The organism is Brevundimonas sp. (assembly GCF_965278935.1).
Taxonomy (GTDB): domain Bacteria; phylum Pseudomonadota; class Alphaproteobacteria; order Caulobacterales; family Caulobacteraceae; genus Brevundimonas.
Genome location: NZ_OZ257124.1, coordinates 50,977 through 71,267 on the forward strand (window position 1 = coordinate 50,977; position 20,291 = coordinate 71,267).

Here is a 20,291-nt window from a genome sequence, read left to right on the forward strand (position 1 = left end):
GCGTTTTTGGGTATTCCGACAGGTCACGGGACAGTCTATCGCCAAGCTATGCTCGCCTTTGCTGTCGTTCCTGAATCATTGCGAGGCCTTCGCAGCAGCGGCTTCACTCTAGGTGACCGCGGCGCCACTCTGTGTGGCGCGTCTGCCACGGCTGTTTCGCATCGCAACACCTTGGGGATGCTCATCCACCTGTCTGTCCCTGTCCGGCACAGGGCGGAGCGCCCCGCATGAGCGATACGCCTCTTGAGAGAAGAAGGTCGCGCGCGCGTCGCCTGACGCGAGCAATCGGCATCGGTCTGGCGGTGGGACTGGTGGTTCTGTCACTCCTGGCCGCCGTGGCCTGGGTGAACCGGCGGGCGGCGGCGCGTGAGATTCTGGTCGGCTGGCTGGACCAGCGCGGCATCCAGGCCGATGTCGAGATCGAGCGTCTGGAGCTCAACGGTTTCGTCGGCAGCGTGCGCATCGGCAACGAGCGCAATCCCGACGTGACGATCCAGCGCGTCGAGGTCGACTATGCCCTCGGCCTGCCCTGGTCCTCGACGGGCCTCGGCGTGACGCCCAGCCGGATCCGCCTCGTCCGCCCGGTGGCGCGCGCCAGCTGGAAGGACGGGACGCTGTCGTTCGGGTCGCTGGATCCGCTGATCAAGGAATTCACAGGCCGCCCCCCGCGTCCCGACAGTCGGGGACCGGTCGTGATCGTCGAGACCGGGCGGCTGCGGCTCGACACCGAGTACGGGCCGCTCTCACTTCTGGCCGATGCCCGCATAGACAACGGCAAGCTCATGCGGCTGGCGGCGCGGATGCCGGCCGCCTCCCTGAAGAGCGGTGAGATCGAGGCGCGGGGGCTTGGCGGCGAGCTGGACCTGAGCACGACCGGCGACCGGGTGGCGCTGAGTGTCGATCTGGCGGCGGAGGGGTTCGCGACGCCCGGGCTCGAGGGCGAGACCGCCCGCCTGTCCGGAACCGCAGACCTTCCCTACCCCGACCTGAAGACGCGTCGCGGCGACGGCCGGGCCGCCTTGGACCTGACCCTGTCCGGCGGCCGGCTGGCCGTCGGCGACACCACGACGACCGGGGCCGTCCTGACCCTGCTCGCCAACGGCGAGGTCAGCGGCTGGATCGAGACTTTGGCTTTCGACGGGACGACCTCGACACGGCTGCGGGCCGCGAGCCTGTCCGGGCCGGGTCTGTCCGCCCGCTCGGCGGATATCCAGGCATCGGATGCGCGCATCGCCCTGTCGCGCCGCGCCGACGGCCTGTCGTGGAGTCATGAAGGCCCGGTTCGGCTGACCGCCGCCTCGGGTCGGGCCGGGGATCTGGTCCTGACCGGCGGCGAGGTCACCTCGCCGCGACTGGCGCTCGGCGGAGCCGGCGCCGGCGTGGCGGCCAGCGGTCCGATGTTGGCGCGTCTGGACCGCGTGACCTTCGACACCCTGACCCTCAACCAGACCACCGGCCGGTTCGATCTCGACTTCGCCTCGGGTCGTCCGACGGCCCTGATCCTGACCGGGTCGCTGGCTTCGGCGCGCGGCGCCTGGCCCCTGTTCGGAGCCGTGACGACCGACGACGTGCCGGAACTGGCGGACATGAAGCGGGCGCTGGGGGCCTTCGCCCTCGACGTTCCGGCCCTGCGGCTGACGAGCGGCGACGCCGGTGTGGCCGTGATCCTGCCCCGCTCCGCCCGGCTGACGCCCGCCAACGGCGGCGTCCTGACCGTCAATCCCGTCGCCACGCCCATCTTCGCCGCCCGGCCGGGCGAGCGCGGCGGCGGCGCCCTGAACGTCGTCGCCACGCGCGGACAGGGTCTGCCCGAGGCGACCTTCGCCATCCCGAACTGGCGGCTGACAGCGGGAGGCTTCGAGGCGACGCTGGACGGCCGGGCCGCGCTTGATTTCGGACTGGCGCGCGGGCTGAACGTGCGGACCCGGGGCGTGCTGGCGACCAACACCGGGCGGCTGACCTATGTCGCCTCCGACTGCCTGACCTTCACCGCCGAGCGGCTGGAGCTGGAGGAGAACGATGTCATGGACCTGTCTGGCGGCCTGTGCGCCTCGGGCAAGCCTCTGGTCGTGTCCCAGAACGGCCGCTGGCGCGCGGGCGGACGATTGAACGACGTGAAGGCCTCCGCGCCCTTCCTCGCCATGACCTTCGACGGGGTCCAGGGCACGGCTTTCGCCACAGGCTCACAGGCCGGTCTCGGTCTGGAGGCGACCATCGCCGCCGCCAACGTCGAGGACGCCACCCGGCCGCGCCGGTTCAACCCGCTGACCGCGTCGGGCTCGGCGACGCTCGACGATGAGACGTGGAGCGGCGTCTTCGACCTGGCCCGCAACGACACCTTGCTGGGCGAACTGACCCTGGCCCACGACGGGACGACCGGAGATGGCGGCATCGTCATCGACGCGCCGTCGCTGATCTTCGCCGAGGACGGCCTTCAACCCGCCGATCTGTCGCCTCTGGCCGCCGACTTCGTCCAGTCGCCCGCGACCGGTTCGGCCTCCTTCTCCGGCCGGTTGAACTGGAGTGACGACCTGCCCCAAGGGACGAGTTCCGGCCGTCTCGTCATTCCGGGGATCGACTTCGTGAGCCCGGCCGGGGCGGTGAAGGGCCTGTCGGGCACGATCGAGTTCACCAACCTCGCGCCCCTGACCACCGCCCTGAACCAGACCCTGCGCATCGCCACGCTTGCATCGATCGACGACTTCACCGACCTCGACCTGACCTTCTCTCTCGACAAGGCGGCGATCAGCGTCGCCGGCGGGGAGATTCACGCAGCGGGCGGGACGGTCAGCGTCGAGCCCTTCTCCGTGCCGCTCGACCGGCGGCCCTTCTCCGGCGTCATCGTGCTGGACCGGGTGCAACTCGGAGACCTGATCGCGGGGTCCGGTTTCGGCGACCGGGTGAAACTCGACGCCGTGGTGTCGGGTCGCCTGCCCTTCACCTCCGACCCCGACGCGGGCGTGCGGATCGCGGGCGGCGCCCTATACGCCGCCCAGCCGGGCCGTCTTTCGATCCAGCGCGAAGCCCTGTCCGACCTGGAGGCGGGCGGCGGCGGCGAGGTGCCTGCGAACACCGTCGAGGACCTGGCCTATCAGGCGATGGAGAATCTGGCCTTCGACACCCTGACCGCCGACGTGGACAGCGCCGACGGAGGGCGATTGGGGGTCCGCTTCCACATCGTCGGCCGCCACGATCCGCCGCAGCGTCAGGAGTTGCGCCTCAGCCTGTCCGAACTGATCAGCCGGGAGTTCCTGAACCGGACCCTGCCGTTGCCGTCGGGTACGGAGATCAATCTGACGCTCGACACGACCCTGAACCTGAACCAGCTCGTCTCGGACCTGCTGGCGGTGAACCGCGCCCGCAACGGCGAACCTGACGACCGACAGCCTTGACCGTTCAGAGGCCGTTCACACCCCGGGGCGCATCCATCGCCCCAACGAGAGCGTTGAAGATTCCGGAGACCGCCGCATGACCCTATCGCCACCCTCCCGCGCCGCCCGCCTCGGCCTTCTGGCGCTTGGCCTTTCGGCGATGCTGGGCGCCTGCACACCGACGATCCGCCTGGAGGTCGCGCCGATCCAGATCTACGCCAAGCTCGACGCCGACGTGCGCGTGCGGCTGGATCAGGAACTGCAGAACCTGCTCGCCGAAAACCCCAACCTGTTCTGATGGAAAAGACTTCTCCCATGACATTCCGCAAGCTGTTCGTTCTGGGCGCCGCCGTCGTGGCTCTGGGCGTCGCCGCCGGAGCCGCCTTCGCCCAGACTCCCGCCCAGAAGTCGCTGATCGACGCGGCCAAGGCGCAGGGATCCGTCGGCGAGCAGGCCGACGGCTACGTGGGCGTTCGCACCTCCGTCAGCCCCGACGTCCAGACCGCCATCGCCGCGACCAACAGCGCCCGCCGTCAGGTCTATGCCGCCTCGGCCGCCGACGTCGGCACCTCGACCGAGGTCGCGGCCGCCCGGATGTTCGAGAGCCAGCTCCTGCCGCGCATCTCGACCGGCCAGTGGTATCGCAACGCCTCGGGCCAGTGGGTGCAACGCTGACCTCTTCGGCGCCGCAGCGTTGCTAGCGGCGCCGTTTCGGGATTAGGTCTGGGGCTTCTTCGAGGGAAAGCCTTATGACCGATACGCCCGCCGCCGCGCCGAAGAAGCGCGTCGAACTTACAATTCGCGCCCTGATCCTGGGCTGTCTGCTGGCGGTCGTGTTCACCGCGGCCAACACCTATCTGGGCCTGAAGGTCGGGCTGACCTTCGCCTCGGCCATCCCGGCGGCGGTCATCTCCATGGCCATCCTTCGGATGTTCAAGACCTCGACCATCTGGGAAAACATGACCGTCCAGACCGTGGCCTCGGTCGGCGGGGCCATGAGTTCGATCATCTTCGTCCTGCCCGGCCTGGTCATGGTCGGCTGGTGGCTCGAGTTCCCGTTCTGGGAGTCGGTGCTGATCTGCGTCTTCGGGGGTGTGCTCGGCGTCACCTTCTCCATCCCGCTGCGCCGCGCCCTCGTGGTCGAGGCGGGCCTGCCCTATCCTGAAGGCGTCGCCGCCGCCGAGGTCCTGACCGTCGGCTCGCGCGGAGCCGAACAGACCGAAAGCGCCGTGCGCGAGAACAAGGCCGGCCTGTGGGTCGTCGTCACCGGCTCGATCGTCTCGGCGGGATACGCCCTGCTGGTCGCGGGCCGCGTTTTCGCCGGTGAAGCCGCGAAGTTCATCAAGCTGCCCGCCTCTCTGGGCGGCGGCGCGACGGGCATGGGCTTCGGCATGCAGTTCGCGCTTCTGGGAGCGGGCCACCTGATCGGCCTGACCGTGGGTCTGGCCCAGGCCTTCGGCCTGCTGCTGGCCTGGGGAATCGCCGTGCCGATCCTGACCAGCCCGGACACCATCGCCTGGCTGACCGCCCATGGCATCCCCTCCATCGCCACGACCCTGCCCGCCGGCGTCGGCGCCGAGGAACTGGCGTCCACCGTCTGGAGGCGCGAGGTGCGCTTCATGGGGGCGGGCGTCATCGCCGTCGCCGCCATCTGGACCCTGATCAAACTGTCCGGTCCGCTGATCGGCGGTCTGACGTCCGCGCTCGCCGCCAATCGCCGCCGCAACGCCGGTGAGATCCTCGACCGCACCGAGCAGGACATCCCGATCAACATCGTCGCCGGCCTGTCGGTCGCCTGCCTGATCGGCATCGGTGGCATCCTGGCCTTCTTCGCCCAAGGTAACCCGACGCTGGCCAGCTCGACCCTGCTGCTGGTCGCAGGCGGGCTGGTCTATGTCGTCCTGATTGGTTTCGCCGTGGCCGCCATCTGCGGCTACATGGCGGGCCTTATCGGGTCGTCGAACAGCCCGGTGTCGGGCGTCGGCATCCTGGCCGTCGTCATCGCCTCGGTCCTGATGCTTGGGGTCCTGGCTATCGCCGGCCTGCCCGCCGACCCGTCGGTCGTGGCCTTTGCCCTGATCGTCACGGCAGTGGTCTTCGCGGTCGCCGTCATCGCCAACGACAACCTTCAGGACCTCAAGACCGGTCAGCTGGTCCAGGCCACGCCCTGGCGTCAGCAGACGGCCCTGATCGTCGGCGTCGGCGCCGGCGCCGTCGTCATCCCCCTGATCCTCAACCTGCTGAACAAGGCCTTCGGCTTCGAGGGCGGCCCTCCGGGCATCGCCGACGAGCCGCTGGCGGCGCCTCAGGCCACCCTGATCTCGGCCCTGGCGCGCGGCGTCATCGGCGGCGACCTGCGCTGGGACCTGATCGGCATCGGCGCGGTGATCGGCGTGGTCATCATCATCCTCGACGCCATCCTGAACGCCTCCACCAAGGGTAAGGTGAAGCTGCCGCCTCTGGCGGTCGGCATCGGCTTCTATCTGCCGGCCGCCGTGACCACGATGCTGGTGATCGGCGCCGTGGCCGGCTGGTTTTACGACAAGGCGATCAAGACCACGCGGTTCGCCGACGTCGGTCGCCGCATGGGCGTGCTGCTCGCCTCGGGTCTGATCGTGGGCGAGAGCCTGTTCCTGGTCATGACCGCCGGGGTCATCGTCGCCACCGGCAATGACGCGCCCTTCGCCATGCTGCCCGAGGGTTCGACCTGGCCGGCGATGCTGTCGGGGATCGTGGCCTTCGCGGTCCTGACCTTCGCTCTCTACGCCTGGATCCGCGGCCGGTCGGCCAAGGTCTGAGCCCGCCGTCCACAATCGACTGGCTGAAGACGCCCGGGGCGAAGGCCTCGGGCGTCGTGCTGTTCGCCGTCCTGACCGCGCTGGCGGCCCAGGTCAGCTGCCCATGGCGCCCGTGCCGATGACCCTTCAGAGCCTGGCGGTCGTTCTGGCGGGTGGCTTTCTGGGTCCGCGCCGGGGCGTGGCGGCGATGGGGCTGTACCTCGCGGCGGCCGCCGTCGGCCTGCCCGTGCTGTCGGACGGGCGCAGCGGGATCGAGGCGCTGACCGGGCCCACGGCAGGCTATCTGGCCGGGTTCGTCCTGGCGGCCTGGGCCTCCGGTGAGGCCGGTCGGCGGGGAGGGTTGAAGCGTCCCGTCGCGGGCATCGCCCTGCTCAGCGCCGCCCATCTCGTGATCCTGCTGCCAGGCGCGGCCTGGCTGGCGCACAGCCTCGCCCCGTCGGTGACTTTCGCTGCGGGGATACTGCCCTTCCTGCCCGGCGCCCTGCTGAAGTCAGCGGCGGGTTGGGTGATTCTGTCGGCCTGGAACCGGAGCGTCTACGACCGGTAGGCGTCGTGACAGGACTGGCAGGACGCCCGCACGACCATGAACTGGGCCTGGGCGCCGGCGGTGTCGCCGGCCGCGATCAGCTCCTGCAGACGCGCGGCGGCGGCGGCGTAGTCGCCGGCCTTTGCGTCGAAGCCCGCGCGATCGGTCCAGATCTCGGGTTTGGCCTTGGTCGCGGCGCCGAGCGTGTCCGAACCGGTCCCGGCAGGGAACATCCCGGGCAGGGCGCGCGCCCAGCGGGTCAGGGCGCCCGAGCTGAACCCCATCGACTGGGCCGGGGCGCCGGCGTCCAGCGCGGCCTTGATCGAACCCATGGTCACGCCCGACATGGCCAGGGACGCCTGACGCGCCGCGACGATCTCGGCCGGAGACATCGCGTCCTCTTGAGCCCCCGCCGCCCCGCCGGCGCACATCAGGGCCACGGCCCCCGCCACGATCAAACGCTTCATCAAGCCCGCTCCCTGAAGTCAGGCCCGAACGCTGCTCCTCGACCGGGAGACTGTCAAACGGTCGCCATCTTGGGTCGCTATGGTCTTTCCGCCGCCCAGCCTGTATGAGGCGCGCGCTCCCCGCATGACGCCTCTAACGAGCGGCCACCGCATTGTCGGCCGCCTATTCGCATTGAAACAGAATGAACCTTCGCAACGTCGCCATCATCGCACACGTCGACCACGGCAAAACGACCCTGGTGGACCAACTCCTGGCCCAGTCCGGCGTCTTCCGAGCCAATGAGGCCCAGACCGAGCGCGCGATGGACTCCAACGATCAGGAGAAGGAACGCGGGATCACCATCCTGGCCAAGTGCACTTCGGTGCTCTGGAACGGCAAGGCGGGCGAGACGCGCATCAACATCATCGACACCCCGGGTCACGCCGACTTCGGCGGCGAGGTGGAGCGTATCCTGGGCATGGTGGACGGCTGCGTCATCCTGGTCGATGCCGAAGAGGGCGTGATGCCCCAGACCAAGTTCGTGCTGACCAAGGCCCTGAAGATGGGCCTGCGTCCGATCCTCTGCATCAACAAGGTCGACCGCGCCCACGCCGATCCGGACCGCGTCCACAACGAAGCCTTCGACCTGTTCGCCGCCATCGGCGCGACGGACGAGCAGCTGGACTTCCCCCACATCTACGCCTCGGGCCGCAACGGCTGGGCGACGATGGATCTGAACGTCCCCAACGATAACCTCGCCCCGCTCTTCGACCTGATCGTCGAGCACGTGCCCCCGCCCAAGGTGGCCGAGAACAAGGACAAGCCGTTCCAGATCCTGAACGTGCTGATCGAGTCCGACCCCTTCCTCGGCCGTCTGCTGACCGGCCGGATCGAGAGCGGCAAAGCCGTTCCCGGCATGGCGATCCACGCCCTGGATCGCGACGGCAAGGAAATCGAACGCGGCCGCATCACCAAGGTGCTGGCCTTCCGCGGCTTGAAGCGTCAGGCCGTCGACGAGGGCGCCGAGGCCGGTGACATCGTCGCCATCGCGGGCATGTCCAAAGCGACCGTGGCCGACACCCTGTGCGCCATGGAAGTGACCGAAGCGCTTCCCGCTCAACCCATCGATCCGCCGACCATCTCCATGACCGTCTCGGTCAACGACAGCCCCCTGGCCGGCCGCGAAGGCGACAAGGTCCAGTCGCGCGTCATCCGCGACCGCCTGCTGAAGGAAGCCGAGGCCAACGTGGCCATCCGCGTCACGACGACCGAAGGCGGCGACGCCTATGAGGTCGCCGGCCGCGGCGAACTGCAGCTGGGCGTGCTGATCGAGAACATGCGCCGCGAAGGGTTCGAGGTCTCGATCTCGCGTCCGCGCGTGGTCTATCAGGAAGGTCCGAACGGCGAGAAGATGGAGCCGATCGAGGACGTCATGATCGACGTCGACGACGAATTCTCGGGCGTCGTCATCGAGAAGCTGTCGGCTCGCAAGGCCGAGATGACCGACATGGGCCCGTCGGGCGCCGGCAAGACCCGCATCAGCCTGAAGGCCCCATCGCGCTCGCTGATCGGCTATCAGGGCGAGTTCCTGACCGACACGCGCGGTTCGGGCGTGCTGAACCGGGTGTTCAGCCACTACGAGCCGTTCAAGGGGGACATCGCCGGCCGTCTGAAGGGCGTGCTGATCTCGAACTCGGACGGCGAGACCGCCGCCTTCGCCCTGTGGAACCTCGAGGATCGCGGCGTGATGTTCGTCGGCGCCGGCGAGAAGACCTACGAGGGCATGATCATCGGCGAGAACGCCCGCTGGGACGACCTTGACGTCAACCCGATCAAGGGCAAGCAACTGACCAACGTCCGCGCCTCGGGCAAGGACGAGGCCGTTCGCCTGACCCCGCCGCGCCAGATGTCGCTGGAACAGGCCATCGCCTACATCTCTGACGACGAGCTGGTCGAGGTGACGCCGAAGTCGATCCGCCTGCGCAAGCAGACGCTGAACCCGTCGTTCCGCAAGAAGCGCACGCGTCCGGACTAGGGCGCGGCGCGCCTTCGGACCTGAAGACAAGGAAGGGGCGCACGGGCATCGTGCGCCCCTTCTTCGTTCCGGCCGGGTCGATCAGGCGCAGACCGGACAGGATGGGTCAGCGGTGACCGTCACGGTCCGGCTGGTCGCCGCGAGGCCGTCGTAGAGCATCAGCCGACCGGTCAGCGGCGCCCCCGAACCCGCGATCAGCTTGATCGTCTCCAGCGCCGCCATGGCGCCGATCACGCCCGCCAGCGCCCCGACGACGCCGACACGCGCGCAGGTCTCCGCATCCGGCGGGCTTTCCGGCACCAGACAACGGTAACAGGGCTTTCCGGCGAATACCCCGACCTGACCCGTCCAGCGACCGAGCGCGCCGGAGACCAGAGGAATGCCGGCCGCGACACAGGCGGCGTTGACGGCGTGCCGGGTTCCGAAGTCATCCGTGCCGTCCAGCACCACATCCGCCCCGGCGATGATCGACTCCGCGTTCTCCGCCGTCAGCGGCCGGTTCAGCGCCTCGATGCGGACATGAGGATTGATGGCGCCCAGCCGTCCGGCGGCGGCCTCGACCTTGGGTCGGTCGATATCGGCCGTGTCGAACAGGATCTGACGCTGGAGGTTGGACAGGGAGACGGTGTCGCCATCGACGATCCGCAGCGTCCCGACCCCCACGGCCGACAGATAGAGGGCCGCCGGAGACCCCACCCCGCCCGCGCCGACGACGACCACGGTGGCGGCCTTCAGCCTCTGCTGTCCCGGCCCGCCGATCTCGGACAGCACCAGGTGGCGGGCGTAGCGTTCGACCTCGTCTTCGGAAAAGCTCATCCGCTCCAGATAGGGGGAGCGGGCGTTCGCGTCACGCCGCCTGACGCAACACCAGCATCCGCTCGGCCTCATAGGCGCTGAGCAGGGACAGGCAGGGCTGGCCGATGGCCGACAGCATCGGTCGGGCGTCGCCGCACAGGGTCACGCCCTCCTGGAAGGCGCGTTCGGCCACCGGCTTGTCGACCAGAACCTTGAGGCCCTGAAGACGGCGATCCTCGCCCAGGCGGCGTAGCAGACGGTCGATGTCGACACGCGCGCCCTCGATCACCTGCATGTAGAAGCCCTGATGGAAGATCATGCAGCTGGTGATGTTGTCGCGTCGATTATTGCGTTCCGAGACGCCGAGAATCTGCGCGATCGACAGGGTCGATACACCCGTCGACCCGACCGTCTCGGCGGCAATGATGACGCGATAAAGCAAAGCTTATTCTCGTTTATGATCGTCGGCAGCCCGATTGTGCTAATGTAACGGGTTACATGGGTAAGAATATGGCCAAGGTGGAGCCCTGTTTTTGCAAAGCTTTCGCCTTGCCTTGCCCCAATTCGGTCGCCATCTCACCGGGATGACCCAGACATCGAGCACCTTCCCCGACTGGCACGGCACCACGATTCTGGCGGTGCGCAAGGATGGCCGGACCGTCATCGCGGGCGACGGTCAGGTCTCGATGGGCGCCACTATCGTCAAGGGCGCGGCGCGCAAGGTGCGCACCTTGGCGGGCGGAAAGGTGCTGGCGGGCTTCGCCGGCGCCACGGCCGACGCCTTCACCCTGATCGAGCGGCTCGAGGCCAAGCTGGAGCAGTATCCGGACCAGCTGGCCCGGGCCTGCGTCGACCTGGCCAAGGACTGGCGCACCGACCGCTACCTGCGCCGGCTTGAGGCCATGCTGCTGGTCGCGGACAAGGACGCCATCTTCACCGTGACCGGCGTCGGCGATGTGCTGGAGCCGGAATACGGCGTCGCCGCCGTCGGCTCCGGCGGCAACTATGCGCTCGCCGCGGCGCGAGCCCTGATCGACAACACCGAATTGGACGCCGAGGCGGTCGCACGGCGGGCCATGGCCATCGCCGCTGACATCTGCGTCTACACCAATGGCAACCTGACGGTGGAACGGCTGTAAGCCGCATCAGATCTGGCCGAAGCGCACCGGAGGCCCGCTCAAGCAGCGCGCGACCGCGTCGTGCGCGTTAGCGCCCCAAAAATGTCCAGTCAGGAACCGTCAGGGTGGGCGAGGTCCGGGTTTCGGCGATTTAACGGGACATCCATGCCGATCCCGGCATGACTGACGGCTGGAGTTCCCATGCCTCGTCCGATCCTTTTCGCCGTCCTGTTGCTGGCTTTCGCCCGTCCGGCCTGGGCCCAGCCGGCCGACGCCTCGAACATCGTGGCGGCCGAGCGCGCCTTCGCGGCCGACGGTCTGACCATGGGCGTCGACCGCTCCTTCCGGAAGTGGTCGACCGACGACGCCGTCATGATCGCGGACGGAGCGCCGCGACTGGCGCACGACATTCTCGATCCGAACGCCGTCTTCGATCCGAACGCGCCGTCCCTGGTCTGGTGGCCGAACTGGGCGGGGATCTCGAAGTCCGGCGACCTCGGCTTCACCACAGGCGGGGTCGAGGTCGGGGGCGTCCGGACCGGCCACTATTTCACGATCTGGAAGCGGCAGCCCGACGGCGCCTGGAAATGGGTCTATGACGGCGGGGTCGGAGCCACGGCCGCCAAGGCGCCCGGCCCCGAGACCCAGCCCCTGCTTCTGCCCACCTCCATCCTGGAATCGTCGAGCCCCGACGCGGCCATGTCCGAGGTCCGCACCGTCGAGGCCGTGCTGGCCGCCGGCGCCATGCGGGATCAGAAACACGCGCATCTGGCCTTATTGGCTCCCGACGGCCGCCTCTATGTCGCGCACCTGCCCCCTGCCGTCGGCGCCGGAGCCTTCCCCGCCGCCCTCGACGCCTGGCCGCGCCGGTTGGAGCTGAGCACCCCGTTCGGCGGCGGATCGTCGGACGCCGGCGACATGGTCTGGACCTACGGCCGCGCCCTGTGGACCCGCGACGAGACGCCGCGTGCGGGCTACTACGTCCACCTGTGGCAAAAGCGGACGATGGGCTGGATGCTGGTCTTCGCGCAAATCCTGTCGGACCCGCCGCCTCGGTGATCGTCGAGGTCAAGGCGATCGACGCCCTTGCGTCGATCCATACTGCACAGGTCCTGACATATCTCCGCTTCTCCGGCGTGAGACTCGGTTATCTCGTCAACTTCAACTCGGTCCTGCTCAAGAACGGCTTGCGGCGTCTCGTTCTCTGATTTCTTCGTGTCCTTGGTGACCCCTTGGTGCCCTTGGTGAAGAACCGCCTCTCCCGAAACCCACCTCGACGCCCTATGTCGCCTCCATGACCGATCTATCTCCCCGCGAAATCGTCTCCGAACTCGACCGCTTCATCGTCGGCCAGGACGACGCCAAGCGCGCCGTCGCCGTGGCCCTGAGGAACCGCTGGCGGCGCAAGCGCGTGCCCGACGCTCTTCGCGACGAGGTCACACCCAAGAACATCCTGATGATCGGCCCGACCGGCGTCGGCAAGACCGAGATCGCGCGCCGTCTGGCCCGTCTCGCCGGCTCGCCCTTCCTGAAGGTCGAGGCGACCAAGTTCACCGAGGTCGGCTACGTCGGCCGCGACGTCGACCAGATCATGCGCGACCTGGTCGAGGCCGCCCTGGTAATGGTGCGCGACGCGCGTCGAACGGGCGTCCGCGCCAAGGCGGAGGCGGCCGCGGAAGAGCGGATCCTCGACGGCCTGGTCGGACCGGGCGCCCAGCCCGCCACCCGCGACAGCTTCCGCAAGAAGCTCCGCGCCGGCGAGATGGACGACAAGGAGATCGAGATCCAGCTGGCGGACAACGCCTCTCCGATCCAGGGTCTGGACGTCGGCGGCGGCGGCAACGTCGGCCTGCTGAACCTGTCGGACATGCTGGGCAAGCTCGGCGGCGGCCGCACCAAATCGGTCCGCACCACGGTCAAGGACGCGATGGCGCCTCTGGTGACCGAAGAGAGCGACAAGCTGCTGGATCAGGACAGCCTGACCCGCGAGGCCCTGCTGCTGGCCGAGAACGAGGGCATCGTCTTCATCGACGAGATCGACAAGGTCGCCGGCCGACAGGATCGCGGCGGCGCCGACGTGTCCCGCGAAGGGGTGCAACGGGACCTGCTGCCCCTGATCGAGGGCACGACCGTCTCGACCAAGTACGGGCCGGTGAAGTCGGACCATGTGCTGTTCATCGCCTCGGGCGCCTTCCACGTCGCCAAGCCCAGCGACCTGCTGCCCGAGCTTCAGGGACGCCTGCCGATCCGTGTCGAGCTGAAGGCCCTGACCCGCGACGACTTCGTGCGCATCCTGACCGAGCCCGAGGCCAATCTGATCCGCCAGAACCAGGCGCTTCTGGCGACGGAGGACGTGACCCTGACCTTCACCCCCGACGCGGTCGAGGCTATGGCCGACGCAGCCGTCGCGGCCAACGGCACGGTCGAGAACATCGGCGCGCGGCGTCTGGTCACCGTGATCGAGCGGGTGCTGGAGGAGACCTCGTTCAAGGCCTCGGACCTCGGCGGCCAGACCCTGACCTTCGACGGCGACGCCGTGCGCGAGAAGGTCGGCGACCTGTCGAAGAATGCGGACCTGAGCCGGTTCATTCTCTGACCGACCGGCGGTGGCCTTAAATCCAGCCCGATCCGTGCTATAAGGCGCGCTCCCCTCCACCCAGGATCACCGCCCGTGAGCGTTACGCTCGACCTGTCGCGCACCTCCGCCCCGGCTCCGAAGGCCCCCGTCAACCTGTCCGGGCTGACGCGTGCGGGCCTGCGCCAGGCGCTGATCGACGCCGACATCTGCCCGCCCGAGAAGGCGAAGATGCGCGCGTCCCAGGTGTGGAGCTGGATCCACCACTACGGCGTGACCGACTTCGCGGCGATGACCAATATCGCCCGGACGGCCCAGGACGCGATGGCCGCCGCCTTCACCCTTGCCCGCCCCGAGATCGTCGAGCGCCAGGTGTCGAACGATGGCACCCGCAAATGGCTGATCCGCACCGCGCCCGGCATCGAGATCGAGACCGTCTACATTCCCGACGTGGGTCGTGCGGGGGCCCTGTGCGTCTCGTCCCAGGTCGGCTGCACCCTGAACTGCACCTTCTGCCACACGGGCACCCAGAAGCTGGTCCGCAACCTGACCGCCGCCGAGATCGTGGCCCAGGTCCAGGTCGCCCGCGACGACCTCGGCGAATGGCCGTCGCCCAAGGAAGACCGCCGCCTGTCCAACATCGTCTTCATGGGCATGGGCGAACCGCTGTACAATCTCGACCACGTCTCCGACGCGATCGACATCATCTCGGACAATGAGGGCATCGCCCTGTCGCGCCGCCGGATCACGGTCTCGACCAGTGGCGTCGTGCCCCAGTTGGATGCGCTGGGAACCCGCACCCAGGCCATGCTGGCGATCAGCCTGCACGCGACCAATGACGAACTGCGCGACGTCCTGGTGCCGCTGAACAAGAAATACAATCTCGAAGCCCTGATGGACGGCATCCGCGCCTATCCGGGCATCTCCAACGCCCGCCGCGTGACGTTCGAGTACGTGATGCTGAAGGGCGTCAACGACAGCCCCGACGAGGCCCGCGCCCTGTTGAAGCTGATCGAGGGCGTCCCGGCCAAGGTGAACCTGATCCCGTTCAACCCCTGGCCCGGCACGGACTACGAGTGCTCGGACTGGAAGACGATCGAACGCTTCGCCGCCATCCTGAACAAGGCCGGCTACGCCTCGCCGATCCGCACCCCGCGCGGGCGGGATATCCTCGCCGCCTGCGGCCAGCTGAAGTCCGAGAGCGAAAAGGTCCGGGCGAGCACGCTCAGGAAGGCCGAGCAGGCGGCGGCTTGATCCGCGAATAGCCGTTTCGCCAAATCGTCCACCCGGCCAGTCCGCCGGGGATCGCCAGAGCCAGCGCGAAGATCGTTGCGTCTGGCGAAATCTCCGGCAGCACCAGCATGCCCGCAATCACGCTTTCCAGCGCTGCAACACCGACGAATGCTCCCGCATTCGCCCAGCCTGCACGATCAAGGCACCACCATGTGGGTATCCCAACGACGATCAGGCCGACGAGGTACACTGGGAACGAGATAAGGAAGCCAGCAAAGGCCCTCAGAACGCCAAGCAGGATAACACCCCCCAAGACGACAACAACGCCAGCATCGCCGGGGGACGCCGCGAAGACGACGACGACGAGCAAGAACACGAGCGCACCTGTCGCCGCGGCAGCGGCGAAGTTGGCCGCAATCAGCGCCCACATTAGCGATGACGCCGACTTCACCATCGATCAATGCTCCGCATGGAGATGGAGCACTGGGGTGACAGCCTCCGGCGTCCGCACGTCCCAAACCAAACCCAGCCGCTCCAGCGTCTGGATGAACCGCCAGCCAAGGTCGATCTGACCCTGGTAGAGGCCGATCCGTGCGGAGGTCGGGTGGTCGTGATGGTTTCGGTGCCAGGCTTCGCCCATCGAGACGAGACCCGCCCAAGCGATGTCGTTACCCGGTGTTTCGCTTTCCGCCGCTTGGCCCACGGGATGGTGGGCGAGATGGGCGACCGTCCAGTAGCCGATTGTGGTCACGGCGACGCGGACGCAGATGCCCCAAACCACAAACGACCATCCGCCCATGAGAAACAGGAGGGCCGCGACCGGAGTCTGTTGCAACATCCACGTCCGCTCAAGCAACCGCAGAACGGGATCGCGCTCTATCCGCGACAGGTCGAAGACCGGCGGATGCGCAAGATCGATGCGGCCGTGCATTCTCCAGACAAGGTGGGTCGCGAGGCTCCTTCGATGCATGAAGAACGGATGTGCCGCCGGCCGGTGCTGGGCCCAGTCACTGAGGTGGTGCGCGCCCACCGCCCCCAACGGGCCGCCCAGTCCTGTCAGAACGCCCAGCCAGGCCAGAACGCGCGTCGTCCATGGGCCGGCAGAGAAAGCAGCGTGCGCGAGCAGGCGATGGAGCCCGACGGACATGGCGAGGGTTGTCAGGGCGCCGAGCGCGACGGAGACACACAGGCTTGGCAGGCTGAATGTCTGGACTCCGAAGCTGAGGGCGATGGCCAGCATAGACCCGTTCCACAACGAAGCGGCCGGGTCCCAGACAATGCGCCCTGCTTCAGGATCGGGCGCGATCGGATCGGCGGCGGCATCGCGGGCAGGAAGCAGGTCGTGCATGGCCAATCCCTTCAGTATTTAAGGAATGGCTTAAATCATTGAATGCGGCCTCTGGCAAGCCGTTCGCAAATCACTTAAATAACCCGTCATGCAACGCGTGTTCGAAGCCCTGTCCAGCCAGATCCGGCGCAAGATCCTCGCCTATCTGGCCCATGCCGATCTGACGGCAGGCGAGATCGCCGCGCGGTTCGAGATCTCCAAGCCCGCCGTCAGCCAGCATCTGACCGTGTTGGAGAACGCCGGCCTCGTGACCTCGGAGAAGAAGGGCCAGTTCGTCCACTACAGCCTGGTGCCCGACCACCTCGCCAACACCCTGTCGAGCTACGCCCAGGAGGTCTGCCCGGTTTCCAGGCCGCTGAAGACCGAGAGCGCCGCCATCGCCAGGGCGCGCCGCAAGGCGTGACAATTGGCCGGTGATCCTTTCGGCCGCTGCGGTGTTAAGGCGCTTCCTCTCCTCGGAAACAGCCTCATGACCCATCGCCTTCTCCGGGCCGCGCCCGTCCTGCTCGTCAGCGCCCTCGCCCTCGCGGCCTGCCAGACGGCGCCGGCGGCCAACGCCGGGTTCCTGCAGAGCTATGACGGCCTGCAGACCAAGGAGGGGACGCTGCGCGTCTCGGTTCGCGACCGACGCGACGACACGGCGGCCCAGGCCATCGAGCGGGTCTTCATCGAGCCCTCCGTCCTGACCGCCGGCGCCGCCGACGGCATCGCGCCGGCCGATGTGGCCATGGTTCTGGGCGAAGTGGACCGTCAGGTCTGCTACGAGCTCAGCGAGCGCTTCACCGTCGTGCCCGCGCCGGCTCCCGACGCGGCCCGCGTCCGCGCCGCCGTGACGCGGATCGTCCCGACCGAACCGACGGCGTCCGGCGCGGCGGCCGTGGCCAACTTCTTCATCCCCGGTCCGATCGGCGTTCGGGCGCCCGGCACGACCGGGACCCTGGCCGCCGAGGCCGAGCTGGTCGCCGTGGGCGGAACCCAGGTGGCCGCGCTCGCTTGGGCCCGTTCGGCCAATGTCGTGGGCATGGACACGCCGTCGCTGTCGCGGGTCGGGGATGCGCTTCAGTTCGCCGAACTGTTCGGCGATCAGGTCGGCGACAGTTTCGCGCCCAAGGACCGCAAGGTCCGCGACATCGCCACACCCGACCCCTGCGAACGCTTCGGCCCGCGCAATCAGGCCGGCGGGTTCATCACGCGGGCGGTGACCGGGCTCTATGTTCCCCAGACCCAGGGCGTCAGGCCTCAGACGCCGCAGTAGCGATCCTTCGCCCTCGGGGCATGATCGATCATATAAAGACATCCTTATATGATTGTTGCCCTGCGCCCGTTCGCGGGCTATAGGCGCGCGCAATCTTCGAACCCTGCCGCGCTCAAGGAGCCGCCCTCATGACCGACTATATCGTCCGCGACATCTCGCTCGCCCCCTTCGGCAACAAAGAGATCGCCATCGCCGAAACGGAAATGCCGGGCCTGATGGCGCTGCGCGAAGAGTTCGGCGCGCAACAGATCCTCAAGGGCGCCCGCATCGCCGGCTCGCTGCACATGACGATCCAGACCGCCGTCCTGATCCAGACTCTGGAAGCCTTGGGCGCCGACGTCCGCTGGGCCTCGTGCAACATCTTCTCGACCCAGGACCACGCCGCGGCCGCCATCGCCGCCAACGGCACGCCGGTGTTCGCCACCAAGGGCGAGACCCTGGAAGAATACTGGGACTATGCCCACAAGATCTTCGAATGGGCCGACGGCGGCTATCCGAACCTGATCCTGGACGACGGCGGCGACGCCACCCTGCTGTGCGTGCTCGGTCCCAAGGCCGAGAAGGACGGAACCCTGCTGGACAACCCGCAGAACGAAGAAGAGGAAGCCCTCTACAAGGTGATGAAGCGTTACATCGCCGAGAAGCCCGGCTTCTATTCGGCGATCCGCGACGCCATCGGCGGCGTGTCGGAAGAGACGACCACGGGTGTCCACCGCCTGTACGAAATGGCCAAGAAGGGCGACCTGCCGTTCCCCGCCATCAACGTCAACGACAGCGTCACCAAGTCCAAGTTCGACAACCTGTACGGCTGCCGTGAATCGCTGGTCGACGCGATCCGTCGCGGCACCGACGTCATGCTCTCGGGCAAGGTCGCGGTGGTCTGCGGCTACGGCGACGTGGGCAAGGGCTCGGCCGCCTCGCTGCGTCAGGGCGGCGCCCGCGTGAAGGTCACCGAAGTCGATCCGATCTGCGCCCTGCAGGCCGCGATGGAAGGCTATGAGGTCGTCACCGTCGAGGACGTGGCCCATGAGGCCGACATCTTCGTCACCGCCACGGGCAACCTGGACGTCCTGACCGTCGAGCACATGCGGGCGATGAAGAACAACGCCATCGTCTGCAACATCGGTCACTTCGATAGCGAGATTCAGGTCGCCGGCCTGAAGAACTTCAAGTGGGACGAAATCAAGCCGCAGGTCCACCACGTCGAGTTCCCGGACGGCAAGAAGATCATCCTGCTGTCCGAAGGTCGTCTGGTGAACCTGGGCAACGCCACCGGTCACCCCTCGTTCGTGATGTCGGCGTCCTTCACCAACCAGACGCTGGCCCAGATCGAACTGTGGACCAACATCAAGGCCTACGAGAACCAGGTCTACACCCTGCCCAAGCACCTCGACGAGAAGGTCGCCATGCTGCACCTGGCCAAGCTGGGCGCCAAGCTGACCGTGCTCAACAAGGAACAGGCCGCCTACATCGGCGTGCCGACCGAAGGCCCGTTCAAGCCGGAAGCCTACCGTTATTAAGCAGGGCGCTACCGCTCGCCCCCGGTCCGATCTTTCATCGGCCGGAGGACAGGCCAAGCGGTCGCTCACTGCTTGAGCGTGACGCTGGTGGATCAAACAGAAGGCGGCGCACCGGTCAGGTGCGCCGCCTTTCTTTTTGTCTAGGCCGCCAGAGCGAGCACGTCCGGCCGTTCGCGGCCCGACAGGCTGGTCTCGAAGTCGGCCAGCAGGTCCAGCAGTTCCTCCGCTCCCGGCGCCGACCGGTCGCCGGTCATCCGGTATTTCCAGAAGCTGACGATATGCTGGATGGCGCCCAGCCGTTCGCCCAGACGCGCGAACAGGATCGGCGCGTCGCGCAGGAAGTCGCGGAAGGCCGTCGGCCTGCCCTCGCGCGTCAGACCCCGGAAGGCGTCGTCATAGACGCGCAGCATGTCGGCCGTGGCCTCGCAGGTGATGAGGATGCGTCGGCGCACCTGTTCCTTCGCCCGGTCAATGGCGACGTGCTGCTCCGTGTCGACCCGCCCCCGGGGCTTCACCCGCCGGACGCTGTCCACGACCCAGCCGATGTCCCCGGTGATCGTCTGCAGGGCCCATTTGTAATAGAGGAAGCCCTTCCAGCAGAAGACTCCCTCCTCATACTCTTCGGGCCGCAGCATCAGGGTCTGGCCCAGGGCGCTCATGTCCTCGCCGGCCGAGTTCGACATGATCTTGGCGGTCAGGCGCGCGACCGGGTTCTCGGCCGCCAGGTCCGCGTCCGGCCCGATGCTGAGATCGACCAGTGGCGTGATCTCGCTGGCCACGAAGTCCGACATCCGCATCAGGTCAGCCTCGGAGACGTTGAAATAGCAGGGATCCGGCGCATGGCCGTTGCGGCGCAACTGCTCGCGCAGCAGGAAGGGATCGAGGCTGGGCAGTTCGTCGATCAGGGCCAGGATCTTGCGGTCCGGATGCGATGGCCCGATGCCCAGGGCCTGTTCCAGCATGGCGTCGAACCCGACCTGATCGACGAAGATATAGCGACCCCCGACCCGCAGGTCGGACCCGTCGATGGGCAGGATGATCTTGGTCGCCACGTAGCGGCGCACCCGGAACGCGTCGATCTCGTTGCGCCGCAGCCGGTGCTTGATCACCAGACAGCGGTTCAGCGTCGAATTCTCGAAAAGCGGGGCGGCGCGCCAGCCGTCCGTGCGGCCGTGCTCGTGACTGACCCGCAGCAGGTTGAGCACCCGCGCGGTGGACGCCGAGGCCCTCAGATTATCGAGATTGCGGAAGGCGCGGTCGGTCATTCGGG

At 67.8% G+C, this 20,291-nt stretch carries 20 protein-coding genes; 14 read left to right on the forward strand and 6 right to left on the reverse strand.

The features are described 5' to 3' along the window. The first annotated feature begins 227 nt into the window (after positions 1-227). From ACQY68_RS00280 to ACQY68_RS00300, 5 genes are all read left to right on the forward strand, one after another. Entirely contained in the window at positions 228-3,392 is a 3,165-nt protein-coding gene (locus ACQY68_RS00280) for an intermembrane phospholipid transport protein YdbH family protein (protein WP_428151012.1), read from the forward strand. 76 nt (positions 3,393-3,468) lie between these two features. Next, entirely contained in the window at positions 3,469-3,669 is a 201-nt protein-coding gene (locus tag ACQY68_RS00285) for a YnbE family lipoprotein (protein WP_428151013.1), read from the forward strand. Positions 3,670-3,686: 17 nt separating this feature from the next. Continuing rightward, positions 3,687-4,046: a YdbL family protein gene (locus ACQY68_RS00290; protein WP_428151014.1), complete on the forward strand. Its 360-nt coding sequence runs from the start codon at positions 3,687-3,689 to the stop codon at positions 4,044-4,046. Positions 4,047-4,120: 74 nt separating this feature from the next. After that, positions 4,121-6,169, forward strand: coding sequence for an OPT family oligopeptide transporter (locus ACQY68_RS00295; protein ID WP_428151015.1), 2,049 nt, complete (start codon positions 4,121-4,123; stop codon positions 6,167-6,169). A 118-nt stretch (positions 6,170-6,287) separates the two neighbouring features. Continuing rightward, complete coding sequence (locus ACQY68_RS00300; protein WP_428151016.1) at positions 6,288-6,716, forward strand: biotin transporter BioY; 429 nt, start codon at positions 6,288-6,290, stop codon at positions 6,714-6,716. Here ACQY68_RS00300 and ACQY68_RS00305 read toward each other — a convergent pair. Continuing rightward, on the reverse strand, positions 6,704-7,162 hold the full coding sequence (locus ACQY68_RS00305) for a c-type cytochrome (protein ID WP_428151017.1): 459 nt from the start codon (positions 7,160-7,162) through the stop codon (positions 6,704-6,706). The genes ACQY68_RS00300 and ACQY68_RS00305 overlap by 13 nt on opposite strands. 182 nt (positions 7,163-7,344) lie before the next feature. Here ACQY68_RS00305 and typA point away from each other — a divergent pair, with 182 nt between their 5' ends. Further along, positions 7,345-9,177: a translational GTPase TypA gene (typA, locus tag ACQY68_RS00310; RefSeq protein WP_428151018.1), complete on the forward strand. Its 1,833-nt coding sequence runs from the start codon at positions 7,345-7,347 to the stop codon at positions 9,175-9,177. 81 nt (positions 9,178-9,258) lie between these two features. On the opposite strand, the gene ACQY68_RS00315 is transcribed toward typA, so the two are convergent. After that, the gene (locus tag ACQY68_RS00315) at positions 9,259-9,993 is read right to left on the reverse strand and encodes a HesA/MoeB/ThiF family protein (RefSeq protein WP_428151019.1); all 735 of its coding nucleotides are present in this window, start codon (positions 9,991-9,993) and stop codon (positions 9,259-9,261) included. Between the two features lie 31 nt (positions 9,994-10,024). Continuing rightward, positions 10,025-10,414 (reverse strand): BLUF domain-containing protein, encoded by a 390-nt coding sequence (locus tag ACQY68_RS00320; RefSeq protein ID WP_428151020.1) that lies wholly within the window; start codon positions 10,412-10,414, stop codon positions 10,025-10,027. 142 nt (positions 10,415-10,556) lie between these two features. On the opposite strand from ACQY68_RS00320, the gene hslV reads away from it, so the two are divergent. The 5 genes from hslV (at position 10,557) to rlmN (ending at position 14,919) form a co-directional block, all read left to right on the forward strand. Then, positions 10,557-11,111, forward strand: coding sequence for an ATP-dependent protease subunit HslV (hslV, locus tag ACQY68_RS00325; RefSeq protein ID WP_428151021.1), 555 nt, complete (start codon positions 10,557-10,559; stop codon positions 11,109-11,111). Positions 11,112-11,291: 180 nt separating this feature from the next. Further along, positions 11,292-12,149, forward strand: a complete 858-nt coding sequence (locus ACQY68_RS00330) for a DUF4440 domain-containing protein (RefSeq protein ID WP_428151022.1) — start codon at positions 11,292-11,294, stop codon at positions 12,147-12,149. Further along, on the forward strand, positions 12,146-12,298 hold the full coding sequence (locus ACQY68_RS00335) for a GxxExxY protein (protein ID WP_428151023.1): 153 nt from the start codon (positions 12,146-12,148) through the stop codon (positions 12,296-12,298). Before ACQY68_RS00330 ends, ACQY68_RS00335 begins: the two co-directional genes overlap by 4 nt. Before the next feature lie 86 nt (positions 12,299-12,384). Next, positions 12,385-13,686, forward strand: coding sequence for an ATP-dependent protease ATPase subunit HslU (hslU, locus tag ACQY68_RS00340; RefSeq protein WP_428151024.1), 1,302 nt, complete (start codon positions 12,385-12,387; stop codon positions 13,684-13,686). Between the two features lie 75 nt (positions 13,687-13,761). Next, a complete protein-coding gene (gene rlmN / locus ACQY68_RS00345; RefSeq protein ID WP_428151025.1) occupies positions 13,762-14,919 on the forward strand; it encodes a 23S rRNA (adenine(2503)-C(2))-methyltransferase RlmN in 1,158 nt (385 codons plus the stop codon). Here rlmN and ACQY68_RS00350 read toward each other — a convergent pair. Beyond that, positions 14,891-15,352, reverse strand: coding sequence for a hypothetical protein (locus ACQY68_RS00350; protein ID WP_428151026.1), 462 nt, complete (start codon positions 15,350-15,352; stop codon positions 14,891-14,893). The genes rlmN and ACQY68_RS00350 overlap by 29 nt on opposite strands. Positions 15,353-15,355: 3 nt before the next feature. Further along, on the reverse strand, positions 15,356-16,246 hold the full coding sequence (locus ACQY68_RS00355; protein WP_428151027.1) for an acyl-CoA desaturase: 891 nt from the start codon (positions 16,244-16,246) through the stop codon (positions 15,356-15,358). 88 nt (positions 16,247-16,334) lie between these two features. On the opposite strand from ACQY68_RS00355, the gene ACQY68_RS00360 reads away from it, so the two are divergent. From ACQY68_RS00360 to ahcY, 3 genes are all read left to right on the forward strand, one after another. Next, entirely contained in the window at positions 16,335-16,649 is a 315-nt protein-coding gene (locus ACQY68_RS00360; protein ID WP_428151028.1) for a metalloregulator ArsR/SmtB family transcription factor, read from the forward strand. 66 nt (positions 16,650-16,715) lie between these two features. After that, positions 16,716-17,501: a DUF3313 domain-containing protein gene (locus ACQY68_RS00365; RefSeq protein ID WP_428151029.1), complete on the forward strand. Its 786-nt coding sequence runs from the start codon at positions 16,716-16,718 to the stop codon at positions 17,499-17,501. Positions 17,502-17,629: 128 nt separating this feature from the next. Then, positions 17,630-19,021: an adenosylhomocysteinase gene (gene ahcY, locus ACQY68_RS00370; RefSeq protein WP_428151030.1), complete on the forward strand. Its 1,392-nt coding sequence runs from the start codon at positions 17,630-17,632 to the stop codon at positions 19,019-19,021. 140 nt (positions 19,022-19,161) lie between these two features. Here ahcY and ACQY68_RS00375 read toward each other — a convergent pair whose 3' ends face one another. After that, positions 19,162-20,286, reverse strand: coding sequence for a hypothetical protein (locus ACQY68_RS00375; RefSeq protein ID WP_428151031.1), 1,125 nt, complete (start codon positions 20,284-20,286; stop codon positions 19,162-19,164). Positions 20,287-20,291: the final 5 nt, after the last annotated feature.